General features: G+C 66.8%; 10 protein-coding genes. 8 read left to right on the top strand and 2 right to left on the bottom strand.

Annotation, left to right across the window (positions count from 1 at the left end; all coding sequences use genetic code 11):
- Positions 1 to 7: 7 nt before the first annotated feature.
- From JOE31_RS10950 to metE, 7 genes are all read left to right on the top strand, one after another.
- A complete protein-coding gene (locus tag JOE31_RS10950) occupies positions 8 to 493 on the top strand; it encodes a hypothetical protein (protein WP_245199120.1) in 486 nt (161 codons plus the stop codon).
- Positions 484 to 1,503, top strand: a complete 1,020-nt coding sequence (locus tag JOE31_RS10955) for a VWA domain-containing protein (protein WP_209744218.1) — start codon at positions 484 to 486, stop codon at positions 1,501 to 1,503. The genes JOE31_RS10950 and JOE31_RS10955 overlap by 10 nt, the downstream gene beginning before the upstream one ends.
- Positions 1,500 to 2,510 (top strand): vWA domain-containing protein, encoded by a 1,011-nt coding sequence (locus tag JOE31_RS10960; protein ID WP_209744221.1) that lies wholly within the window; start codon positions 1,500 to 1,502, stop codon positions 2,508 to 2,510. Before JOE31_RS10955 ends, JOE31_RS10960 begins: the two co-directional genes overlap by 4 nt.
- Positions 2,507 to 3,277 (top strand): hypothetical protein, encoded by a 771-nt coding sequence (locus JOE31_RS10965; RefSeq protein WP_209744225.1) that lies wholly within the window; start codon positions 2,507 to 2,509, stop codon positions 3,275 to 3,277. The genes JOE31_RS10960 and JOE31_RS10965 overlap by 4 nt, the downstream gene beginning before the upstream one ends.
- A gap of 93 nt (positions 3,278 to 3,370) precedes the next feature.
- Positions 3,371 to 4,264, top strand: coding sequence for a CPBP family intramembrane glutamic endopeptidase (locus JOE31_RS10970; RefSeq protein ID WP_209744228.1), 894 nt, complete (start codon positions 3,371 to 3,373; stop codon positions 4,262 to 4,264).
- 385 nt (positions 4,265 to 4,649) lie between these two features.
- The gene (locus JOE31_RS10975; RefSeq protein WP_209744231.1) at positions 4,650 to 5,621 is read left to right on the top strand and encodes a methylenetetrahydrofolate reductase; all 972 of its coding nucleotides are present in this window, start codon (positions 4,650 to 4,652) and stop codon (positions 5,619 to 5,621) included.
- A 161-nt stretch (positions 5,622 to 5,782) separates the two neighbouring features.
- Entirely contained in the window at positions 5,783 to 8,143 is a 2,361-nt protein-coding gene (gene metE / locus JOE31_RS10980; protein ID WP_209744235.1) for a 5-methyltetrahydropteroyltriglutamate--homocysteine S-methyltransferase, read from the top strand.
- A gap of 132 nt (positions 8,144 to 8,275) precedes the next feature.
- Here metE and JOE31_RS10985 read toward each other — a convergent pair whose 3' ends face one another.
- Positions 8,276 to 8,782: a DUF2004 domain-containing protein gene (locus JOE31_RS10985; RefSeq protein WP_209744237.1), complete on the bottom strand. Its 507-nt coding sequence runs from the start codon at positions 8,780 to 8,782 to the stop codon at positions 8,276 to 8,278.
- 112 nt (positions 8,783 to 8,894) lie between these two features.
- On the opposite strand from JOE31_RS10985, the gene JOE31_RS10990 reads away from it, so the two are divergent.
- Positions 8,895 to 10,337: an aldehyde dehydrogenase family protein gene (locus JOE31_RS10990; RefSeq protein ID WP_209744240.1), complete on the top strand. Its 1,443-nt coding sequence runs from the start codon at positions 8,895 to 8,897 to the stop codon at positions 10,335 to 10,337.
- On the opposite strand, the gene JOE31_RS10995 is transcribed toward JOE31_RS10990, so the two are convergent.
- Positions 10,334 to 11,248, bottom strand: a complete 915-nt coding sequence (locus JOE31_RS10995; RefSeq protein WP_209744244.1) for a LysR family transcriptional regulator — start codon at positions 11,246 to 11,248, stop codon at positions 10,334 to 10,336. The two genes, JOE31_RS10990 and JOE31_RS10995, sit on opposite strands and share 4 nt — an antisense overlap.
- Positions 11,249 to 11,292: the final 44 nt, after the last annotated feature.

Here is an 11,292-nt window from a genome sequence, read left to right on the forward strand (position 1 = left end):
TGGCCCCTTGGAATACAGTGCCTGGCTGCCGTGGGCCGGCCTCGGCGTGCTGGTGCTCGTGGCTGCGTGGCTGGCCTACGTGCTCCTGAGCACCCGGCGGCGGCCCGACGTATTCGCCGTACCTCCGCCCGCGCCGCCATCGGATCCGTCCGGCCTGAAACGGGACTACCTGCGCCGGATCGATGGTGTGGCGGCTGATGCCGCGGCCGGCCGGCTGTCCGCCCGCGCCGCGCACCAGGAGCTGAGCCTGCTTATCCGGAGTTTTGTCCGCGACGTCACCGGGATCAATGCTCCACGGATGACCCTGGCTGAGCTCAACGAGCAGAACATTCCGGCGGCCGCCCTGGCTGTCAGCAGCTTCTACCCGGCGGAATTCAGCCCCGAACCCCGGGACACTGAACCCCGCTCCACTGAATCTCCCGCCACTGAACCCCGCGACGCTGCGGCGATGGCGGCGGAAACGGCCCGGGAGGTGGTCAGGACATGGAGCTGATCTTCTGGTGGATGATTCCAGTGGCCCTGCTTCTTGGCGCAGGGGCGTACTGGATGGCGCGCAGGCAGCGGGGCGACCAAGCGACCCGGCGGCCCGTGGCCCACGGCAGCCGGATCACCGAGCTGCCGGAGTATCGGGCCGCCGTGCGGCGGCACCGGCGCCTGCTCACAGTTGCCGCCGTCGCCGGCGGGGTGCTGATGGCGGCAGCCGTGGTGGCAGCAGCACGTCCCGCCGAACGAACCACAGTCAGCCCCGAACAGCGCAACCGCGACATCATCCTGTGCCTTGACGCCTCGGGATCCATGAGCAGCGCCGACGCGGCGGTGGTGGAAGTCTTTGCCCGGCTCGCAGAGGGATTCGACGGCGAACGGCTGGGCCTGACCGTCTTCGACAGCAGCGCGGTACAGGTCTTCCCCCTCACCGATGATTACGACGTCGTGCAGGAGCAGCTTGAGGCAGCCCGGAAAGCTTTTGATGGCGCACCCGGCAGCGCCGCGTTCCTGGACGGCACATGGAACGGCGCAGGTTCCTCGCTGATCGGCGACGGGCTGGCCTCCTGCGTGCAGGGCTTCCCGGCAAACGGCGGCGGTACCGGCACGGGTGGGAACGCAACCGACGGCACGGAGGAACGATCCCGCTCCGTAGTACTGGCCACCGATAACTTCATTTCCGGTGAGCCCATCTTCACCCTGCAGGAAGCAGCGGCACTGGCCAAAAAGAAGGACGTCCGGGTCTACGCCCTCAACCCCGGAGACTTCGACTACGGCACGGACCCCGACCAGCCAGGCGTTCAGCTACGCACCGCTGCGGAAGGCACCGGCGGTGCTTACTACCCGCTGGACAGCCCGGAAGCCGTCGCGGAGATCATCCGCAGGGTCCAGTCCACAGAGGCCAGCGTCTTCAAAGCCGCCCCGCAAGCTGCCGTTTCGGACCGTGCCGAGATTCCCCTGAGCATCGCTTTGCTGTCCGGGCTGGTGCTGGCCGGCGCTACGTGGAGGCTGCGGTCATGACGTTCCAGCCCATCTGGCCGTGGTGGATCATGCTGCCAGTTGTTGTCGCCGTCGTCGTCTTCCTTACGTGGACGGCCGTCGGAAGCCGGCTCCGCGGCGCCGGCCTTCGCGGGTTGCTGCTGCCTTCCGGACTTGTGGTCCTGCTGCTGCTGGCGGCCCTCCGCCCGGGTGTGCCCGGCGGGAGCGTCCGGGCCGCGGCAACCGACGTGAACGTTTTCTTCGTGGTGGATACCACCAGCAGCATCTCCGCCGAAGACTACGGCAAGGGAAGTCCAAGACTGGACGGCGTCCGGAAGGACATCATGGCCATAGCCGGGGAGCTGGCCGGGGCCCGGTTCTCCATGATCACGTTCGATTCACAGGCGGTGGTCCGGATGCCCCTGACGACGGACACATCAGCCCTTGATACGTTGACCGGCGTGCTGGAACCCCAGATCACCATGTACTCGACAGGCAGCAGCGTCACTGCCGCCCGGACCGTCCTTAACGAACGGCTGGGGGCAGCGCGGGAGAGCCACCCGGAGCGGGCGCGGATCGTCTACTACTTCGGCGACGGCGAGCAGACCAGCGGAAGGGCACCGGAGCCTATGAACGTGGATGCTTCGCTGGTCAACGGCGGCGCGGTGCTCGGCTACGGCACAGGCCAGGGCGGGCGAATGAAGGAGAAGAGCAGCTATTCAGCCGACGAAGCCACCGGCTACATCCAGGACCGCAGCGGGGAAAACGCAGGGGACGCCGTGTCCCGAATCGACGAGGATAGGCTTCGGGGGATCGCAGCGCAGCTCGGCGTTCCCTATGTCCACCGGGCAGCTGGGGATGCAGTGGCCCCGATGATGCAGGCGGCCCGGCCCGGCGCCCTCAAGGAAGCAACGGAGTCACTCGAGGGCAGGGTGGAACTGTACTGGGCCCCGGCACTGGCCGCGTTCTTCCTCGCGCTGTGGGAGAGCCTCACGGTGCTCCGCCAGCTGAGGCAGCTCAGGCCCGGAAGACAGGAGGCCCGCGCATGACCCGGGCCGCGGGCCTGCAACCGGTGCAGGACCTGCGCAAGCGTCGACGGCGCCGTTTGCTGCTGGGGTCCGCAGTGCCTGGGTCAATCGCCGTGGCGCTCGCCGTCAAGCTCCTGAGCGTCGGCTACCTGGGCGGCGAGGCGGCAGGATCGTTCGGCCGCGGCGACCAGGCCGCCCTTGCCTCCGCGGCATCCGGACTGGGCATCGCCAATATCGTGGAACGGCACAAAGCGCCTTTTGCGGCCGCCGATGCACTGGTGCTGGGCGGGGACTACGACGGTGCCCGGGTCCTCTTCGAGGCAGCCCTCGCTGACGCCCCGCCGGCTGACGAATGCAAGGTGCGCGTCAACCTGGTCCTGAGCATCGAACGGCTGGCAGACAAGGCCGTCGAGTCGGGTGGCTCCGGCGCCGAAGCCGGCCACCTTTACGGCGACGGACTGGCGGCGGTCAAGGCCGCTCCGCCCGGGTGCTTCAATCCCCAGGGCAGCGAGGCCGCCGCCAACGGGGCGGACGGCGAAGGCGACCGCCTCAGGGAAGCGGAACAACGGCTGCAGGGCAAAGCGGACAAACTCGGAGACGCCGCGTCCGGCACCGAACCCGGGTCCGGCGACAAGCAGCCGCAGCCCGATCCGGAACCGCAGCAGAGCCAGCTGGACAAGCTGGCGGAGCAGGCCAGGTCCGCGCAGCGGGAACGCAACGGTGGCATGCAGCGGGACGAGTACCTCAGGAAGGCCGACACCGGATCTAGCACAGACAAACCCTGGTGATCCGCGGAGGTTGCGACCAATTCCCCTAGCGCCGGGAGTTATCCTCCACCACGCTGATAAGGGGGAAGCCGAACAACAGAGCGGCGGCAGCGGATGAAAATCGCAAGGTATGTCAACGGGCCTCAATGGATGTGGGCTTCGTGGCTGGTTGCGGCGATGCTCTCGCTGGCGTTCCTGGACCTGACTCTCTACGGTTTGGTGATCCCGGCTTCAGCACTTGTGCTCGCTCTCCTCGCAGGTCCCGGACTCCGGAGGTCCGGGAACGCACGGCCACGAGTCGACAAGCTGGACCTGGCCGTGGTTGCGGCACTGTACCTCGCCGTCGTCGCGCTCTTCCGACTGGCATTCACGGTCTTCACCACGGCCAACGTCCTGGGCCTCTTCCTGTGCTTCGGCACCGGGCTTGTCCTGGGAGTCGCGGGGCCGGTCTTCTACACGGTGCGGCGGCGGCGGCCTTTGTCTGACCTGGGCCTGTGGCTGGGAAACTGGAAAGAGGCTGTCATCCTGGGCCTTGTCCTTTCCGCAATCCAGTTCGCCATCACCCTCCGGGGTTATACGCTGCCGGCGCCCGTGGACTGGATTCCGCTGCTGGTGATGTCGCTGACCGTCGGGGCCTTTGAGACGGTCTTCTTTAGAGGATTCGTCCAGACGCGCCTGAGTGCAAGCCTGGGCCCGGCCCCCGGGATCGCGCTGGCGGCGGCCCTGTACGCGGTGTACCACGTCGGCTACGGGATGAGCGGGCAAGGGATGGTCTTCCTGTTCGGCCTCGGCGTCGTCTACGCCGTGGCCTTTGCGCTGGTCCGGAACGTTCTTGTCCTGTGGCCGCTGCTCACCCCGCTGGGTTCGTTCTTCAACAACCTCAACAGCGGGGATATCGAGCTGCCCTGGGAAGCGATCCTTGGATTCGCCGATGTCCTGGGCCTGATGGCCGCCGCGGTGTGGTTGGGGCACCGGAGGATACGGAAGGCAGCCGGCCGCCAGCCCTGAATCCGCAGGCAGCCGCGCACATCATTCCGGGTGCTGGTCAATTGCAGGCGTTTCGGCGAACAATGTTCTGCGCGGCGACGCAACAGAGCGTAAAGGTGCGTCTTAATTCGGGAGCCAGCTTGAACGCCGCGGAGCAGGGCCCTAGAGTCTTATACAAGTTACCGAGGTAACGTGTCAGCGATCCTCCGGCAGGAGGGTGTGGGTGCCCCCATGTGGGCCTGACATTTGCTCACGGACAACTTCCTGTCAGGCGTAACAGTCGCGGCTGCGCCCTGCCGAAGTTTTCTCCGTGTTCCCAAACTCAAATTCATTGACGGTTCAGCGTTTCCGAGGTCCCCTGGACTGAGGCTCGGCTGCCGGCAATGGCTCAAAGCCAAGGACGCAAATGTCTCCACCTAGCCTTATTGACACACATCCGAATCTCTCCGACGCCGCCCCGGTGGCGCTTTCGTACGAGCTGTTCCCGCCGCGTTCTCCGGCGGCCGCCGAGTCGCTCTGGACGACTATTGGCGAGCTGGAAGCCACGGACCCGGACTACGTTTCCGTGACGTACGGCGCCAGTGGATCAAACCGGGACACCGCCGTCGAACTCATCAACCGGCTCCTGCTCGAGACGACGCTGCGCCCGCTGGCCCACCTGACCTGCGTAGGCAACACGCCGGAGGAACTCTCCGAGATCATCGGTGAGCTCCTCGACGTGGGCGTCCGCGGGATCCTGGCCCTCCGCGGTGACAGGCCCAAGGACGGAGCGGCACCGGTTACCGGTTCCCTTCGGTACGCCCAGGACCTGATCGAACTGATCCGCCGCGTGGAGCAGCGCCGTTCGGCCCTGCTGTGTGCCGGCAAAGTGGCGGTCGGCGTGGCCGCGTACCCGACGCGGCACCCGGAATCACCCACCGAAGCCCACGACGTCGAGGTGCTGCTCGCCAAGCAGCGCTCCGGGGCGGACTTCGCCATCACGCAGGTGTTCTTCCACACGGAGCAGTTCGCCGACCTCATCACAAGGGCGCGCCGGGCCGGGGTCACCATCCCCATCATCCCGGGCGTTATGCCCCTAACCAGCGTGCGGCGGCTCAACCGGCTGGCTGAGCTGACCGGCGTCGAACCCGCACCGGAACTGATGGCGCGCCTGGCAGCCGCGGACACCGACGCCGAGCGCCGGCTGATCGGAGTCCGGGCAACGGTGGACCTGGCCAACGCAGCCCTGGATGCCGGAGCACCGGGCATCCACCTGTACACCTTCAACGAACACGCGTGTGCTCTGGAGGTCCTGGACAAGCTGGCCCTGCCGCGCCCGGCCCGTCCGGCGAGCAGGCTCAATGCCATTGCCCGCCGCCACCAGGAAATGGCCAGCTGAGCCGGCTCCGCCCGACAGCACCGCCCGCCCGACAGCACCGCCCGCCCGCGGCACGCACCGCACGTTCGGCAGCACCGCCCGCCCGTGGCTCCGGCGCGCCCTCCGGCATTGACACTTTCATCCAACACCCCTGACTTTCACCAACACCCAAGGAATTCCACATGACTGAGCAGAACACCCCGGCCGTGACCACTCCCTTCCCGTCCGCTTCGATCCTGGGCTACCCGCGCATCGGCCGCCGCCGCGAACTGAAGAAGGCCGTCGAAGCCTACTGGGCCGGCAAGATCGACGCCGCCGCCCTCGATGCCGCAGCGAAGGAAATCCAGCTGGGCACCGCCAAGCGCCTGCAGGGACTCGGCCTGACCGAAGCCGCCGCTGTTCCGGGCACCTTCTCCTTCTACGACCAGGTGCTCGACGCCGCCGCCCACCTCGGCGCCGTGCCGGCCCGTTTCGGCAACCTCCTCAACGCCGAGGGACAGCTGGACATCGACGGCTACTTCACCCTGGCCCGCGGCACCAAGGACGAGCAGCCGCTGGAAATGACCAAGTGGTTCGACACCAACTACCACTACCTGGTGCCGGAAATCGGCCCCGAGACCAAGTTCGCGCTGACCTCCAACCGCATCGTAGAGGAGTTTGAGTACGCCCTCGCCAACGGCGTGGAGACCCGCCCGTACATTGTGGGTCCGGTCACCTTCCTGCTCCTGAGCAAGGCTTCCGACGACGCCCCGGCCGGTTTCAGCCCGCTATCCCGCCTCGAGGACGTCCTGCCGGTCTACACTGCACTGCTGGAGAAGCTGGCCGCCGCCGGAGCAAGCTGGATCCAGCTCGACGAGCCCGCCCTCGTGGTTGACCAGGACACCTCCGCCGAAGCGATCCAGGCCGCCGTTGCCCGCTCCTACGAGGTCCTGTCCGCTGCAGCCCGCCGCCCGCAGCTGTTCGTTTCCACCCCGTACGGCGCACTCAATGGCCAGCTTGGCACCCTCGCGGCCACCAATATCGACGCCCTGCACATCGACGTCTTCAAGGGCGCGGTTCCCTCCGCAGCGGCACTCGCTGCACTGGGCAGCAAGACCCTGGTCGCCGGCGTCGTTGACGGCCACAACATCTGGCGCAACGATCTCGCCGCCTCTGCGGAGAAGATCGCCGAACTGAAGAAGTCCGTGGCCAAGCTCGCGGTCAGCACCTCCACCTCCACCCAGCACGTCCCGCACGACGTCGAGGAAGAGACCCAGCTGTCCGAGCAGCTCCGCAGCTGGCTGGCATTCGCCGACCAGAAGGCCGTTGAAGTGGCAACCCTCGCCGGCCTGCTGACGGATGCCGCCGGTGTTGAAACAAACACAGTGCAGCAGGCCATCGACGAAGCCACCCGCATCATCGCGTCCCGCGCCGCCGCCGAGGGTGTGCAGCGCGCCGATGTCCGGGCCCGCACCGCCGCCCTGACCCCGGCCGACTTCAACCGCTCCGAGTACTCGGTCCGAGAAGCAGCCCAGGAAGAGGCCCTGCACCTGCCGCCGCTGCCCACCACCACCATCGGCTCCTTCCCGCAGACCTCCGAAATCCGTTCCGCCCGCGCCCGTAACAACAAGGGCGACCTCACCGACGAGCAGTACGAGCAGCTCATGAAGGACGAGATCAAGCGCGTTGTGGAGCTCCAGGAAGAGCTCGGCTACGACGTCCTGGTCCACGGCGAGCCCGAGCGCAACGACATGGTCCAGTACTTCGCCGAGAACCTGGAAGGCTTCGACGTCACGGTCCACGGCTGGGTCCAGTCCTACGGCTCACGCTGCACCCGTCCGTCCATCCTGTGGGGCGACGTCACCCGCAGCGCCCCCATCACGGTGAAGTGGGCCGAGTACGCCCAGTCGCTGACCAGCAAACCGATGAAGGGCATGCTCACCGGTCCGGTCACCATCCTGGCCTGGTCCTTCGTCCGCGACGACCAGCCGCTGGGCGAAACCGCCAACCAGGTCGGCCTGGCCCTGCGCGACGAAATCGCCGACCTCGAAGCAGCCGGCATCAAGGTCATCCAGGTGGACGAGCCCGCACTGCGCGAACTCCTTCCCCTGCGCAAAGCCGACCAGGCCGCGTACCTGGACTGGTCCGTCAACTCGTTCCGCCTGGCCACTGCCGGTGCTGCCGATTCCACGCAGATCCACACCCACCTGTGCTACTCGGAGTTCGGCGCCATCATCGACGCGATCGACGGACTGGATGCTGACGTCACCTCGATCGAGGCCGCACGCTCCCGCATGGAAGTTGTCCACGACCTCGAGTCCCACGGCTTCGGCCGCGGCGTTGGCCCGGGCGTCTACGACATCCACTCGCCGCGCGTCCCGGGTGAGCAGGAAGTCACCGAGCTGCTCAGCACCGCCGTGAAGCACGTCCCGTCCCGCCAGCTCTGGGTCAACCCGGACTGCGGCCTGAAGACCCGCGGCTACGCAGAGACCGAAGAGTCCCTGCGTAACCTCGTCGCGGCCACCAAGACGGTCCGCGCTGAACTGCTCGAAGCAGCCAGGTAACAACCACTGACTAAAGCACGACGGCGCCCGGTCACTTTTTAGGTGACCGGGCGCCGTCGTCGTTAATCACGCATCGACTGCTGAGCAACTGCCCTTTTGACCGCTCAAAAGGGCGCCCACGGAGCAGTCGATTTAGGACTCCCAGACGATTTCGTCGTCGACGACGCCGTCTTCATCCGCGGAGGCCACCAGGACTTCGTCAGTGAAATGCTCGCCCAGGGTGAAGTCGAGGACAAAGTAGCGTTCAGGCTGGCCGGGGTAGATTCCCACGTGGCCGAGTTTCAGGGCCTTCAGGAACACCGCATTCGTCAGCTGGCTTTTGTCTTCCACGCCGAAGACCTTCTTGAGGTGCTCATCCTTGATGGCGTTGCAGTGGAAGTGCCGGTACTCCTGGGGGCTGGTGCCCTCCTGTTCCAGCTCCTCGGCGATCATGTCCCGCACCTGGTCCACGAGCTCGGGCAGGTACCGCAGCCGGTAGTCCACCTTGTGCATGGCCGCCTCGTCGAAGTGGTCGTGCGCATTGATGTTGAGGTCCAGCTCAACCGGCTGCCCGCCCAGTTCATGCTTCGCTGCAATGTTGTGGTCCCGGCCGTGGTTAAGCTCGATCTCACCAAAGAGCCGGCTCGCTACCTTGTTCATATGTTCAACATAGTCCTCTCGGGCAGTCCATTCCAGCATCAGGGATTTTTATCTGGCGCCGGACCCCCGGTCCATAACCCTCGTTGCGTCCTTGCCCGGGTACATTGATCGGATGCTTACTGCCGCTGCCGCCGTCGCCCGATCCCGAGAACTGTTCGACAGCGGGGTGAGCCGCCCGCTGGCCTGGCGGCTCGAACAGCTGGGCAATCTGCGCAGGATGCTGACTGAACACCGGGAGGATTTTGCCGCTGCGCTGCTCAGCGATCTGGGCAAGCACCGCAGCGAGTCCCAGCTGACCGAGATCGGTTTTGTGACCGCGGAAGTGGCCCACCTGGAGCGGCATCTTGCGGGCTGGCTTCGGCGCCGCCGGGTGGACGTTCCGCTTGCCGTGCAGCCGGCCCGGGCCTGGACCGAGCTGACTCCGCTCGGAGTGGTGCTGGTGATCGGTACCTGGAACTACCCGGTCCAGTTGACGCTGGCGCCGATGGCCGGGGCCCTGGCGGCCGGCAACACCGTGGTGGTCAAGCCGAGCGAGCACGCCCCTGCCACATCGGCCGCCCTGGTCCGCTGGGTGCCGGAGTATCTGGGCGGTGCCGCCGAGGTGGTGCCCGGAGGCATCCCGGAAACCAAGGCACTGCTGGCAGAGCGCTTCGACCACATCTTCTTCACCGGCGGCCAGGACGCGGCCCGGGTGGTCATGCGGGCTGCGGTCGAACACCTGACGCCGGTGACCCTGGAACTGGGTGGCAGGTGCCCGGCTTTCGTGGACGGGACCGCCGACCTCGCGACCACCGCCGGACGCCTTGCCTGGGGCAGGTTCATGAATGCCGGGCAAACGTGCGTCGCACCGGATTATGTGCTGGCCGCCCCCGAGGTTCTGGACGCGCTGGAACCGCTGCTTGTGGACGCCATCACCGCCATGTTCGGCAAGGACCCGGCGTCCAGCGCTTCCTACGGCCGGATCGTGGATGGCCGGCACTTTGAAAGAATCGCTGAACTGGCGGACGGCAGCACCGTGGTGCACGGCGGCCAGCGGGACCCGGGCAGCAGGTATTTTGCACCGACCCTGCTGCGCCCCGCCCCCGGCGATGCAGTCCTGGGCGAGGAAATCTTCGGTCCGCTGCTGCCGCTGGTGCCGGTATCCGGGCGTGATGAAGCCATCCGCATGATCAATTCCGGTTCCAAGCCGCTGGCAGTGTATGTCTTCAGTGAAGAGGACGCCGTGCGCAGCGCCTTCGCAGCGGAAACGTCGTCGGGCGCGCTGGCCTACGGAGCACCGGCGGCACATCTCACGGTTCCGGGCCTCCCGTTCGGCGGGGTGGGCGGCAGCGGCATGGGGGCATACCACGGTGAACATTCCGTGCGGACGTTCTCGCACGAACGGGCAGGCATGGACAAGCCGATGTGGCCGGACACCCTCCGGCTGGCCTATCCGCCTTACGGAGGGGCGAAAGACAAGGTGGTGACCGCCCTGCTGTCATTGGCCGGGCGGGTGCCGGGCCGTCCGAGAGCGGGCCGTCCGAAAGTCGGCCGTCCCGGTGCCCCTCAGGCCTAGCGGGCGGTTCCCATGCTGTGCAGGGTGTCAGCCAGGAGTTCGACGAAGAGCTGCACCCGCGCCGTCCGCTTGTCATTGATCAGCAGGGCGAAGACGTTCCGTGCCAGCCGGATCTCCGGAACGTCCAGGACCACCACCCCGGCAGGCCGGTGACGCAGGGCAAGCTCAGGGACCAGCGCGGCGCCCAGCCCCGCGGCGGCCATTTCGAGGCTGGCATGGAAATCGTCGCTGTAGGCCACTACGCGGGGGTGCAGGTTGCAGCTGGCGAACAGCCGTTCAATGACCGTGGCGTCGCTGGTGCCCGGGTGGTGGACGATCCATGGCATATCGGACAGATGGTCCGCCGCCACTTTGGCCTCGGCACGGAAACCCCAGGCTGCCGGCAGCACCACACGGAATTCGTCGTCGCCGATCCATTGCCGGTTCACGGTGTGGGGCCATGCCAGGCCGGACTGGCCCACCTGGTAGACCAGGGCCACATCTAGTTCGCCGCCAGTGCGCAGCCCCTGGATGGTCTGGGACGGCTCAGCCACGGACACCCTGAGGTCGATGCCCAGGTCCTTCCACTTCGGGTTCTGCAGGATCCGCGGCAGGACATACGTTGCCAGGCTCGGGAAGATGCCCAGCCTGAGCTCCTGATGGGTGGCGTCGTGCGTCCGGGAGGCGGCCGCCATGAGGGCCTCAATGTCGGTGAGGACCTTGGCGGCGTGCCGCGTCATCACCAGGGCGGCCTCGGTGGGCTGGATGCTCCTGGCCGAACGCTGGAAGAGGTCCACGCCCGTGTCCCGTTCCAGGGCAGACATCTGCTGGGAAACCGCGGAAGCCGTGTAGCCCAGCCGGTTGGCGGCTGCCGCGAATGAGCCAAGGCGGGTGACCTCCACGAGGGTCCGCAGATGAACGGGGTTGATCAATTGTTGCCCTTCGCCTTGGAAATCCCGCTTCATTGTGGCATATC

This window comes from Arthrobacter sp. PvP023, from assembly GCF_017832975.1.
GTDB lineage: Bacteria > Actinomycetota > Actinomycetes > Actinomycetales > Micrococcaceae > Arthrobacter.

What these genes read in the sequence shown, in the direction of transcription:
- JOE31_RS10955 (WP_209744218.1), top strand. Translation starts at nt 484, where the DNA reads ATGGAGCTGATCTTCTGGTGGATGATTCCAGTGGCCCTGCTTCTTGGC.
- JOE31_RS10960 (WP_209744221.1), top strand. Translation starts at nt 1,500, where the DNA reads ATGACGTTCCAGCCCATCTGGCCGTGGTGGATCATGCTGCCAGTTGTT.
- JOE31_RS10965 (WP_209744225.1), top strand. Translation starts at nt 2,507, where the DNA reads ATGACCCGGGCCGCGGGCCTGCAACCGGTGCAGGACCTGCGCAAGCGT.
- JOE31_RS10970 (WP_209744228.1), top strand. Translation starts at nt 3,371, where the DNA reads ATGAAAATCGCAAGGTATGTCAACGGGCCTCAATGGATGTGGGCTTCG.
- JOE31_RS10975 (WP_209744231.1), top strand. Translation starts at nt 4,650, where the DNA reads ATGTCTCCACCTAGCCTTATTGACACACATCCGAATCTCTCCGACGCC.
- metE (WP_209744235.1), top strand. Translation starts at nt 5,783, where the DNA reads ATGACTGAGCAGAACACCCCGGCCGTGACCACTCCCTTCCCGTCCGCT.
- JOE31_RS10985 (WP_209744237.1), bottom strand. Translation starts at nt 8,782, where the DNA reads ATGAACAAGGTAGCGAGCCGGCTCTTTGGTGAGATCGAGCTTAACCAC.
- JOE31_RS10990 (WP_209744240.1), top strand. Translation starts at nt 8,895, where the DNA reads ATGCTTACTGCCGCTGCCGCCGTCGCCCGATCCCGAGAACTGTTCGAC.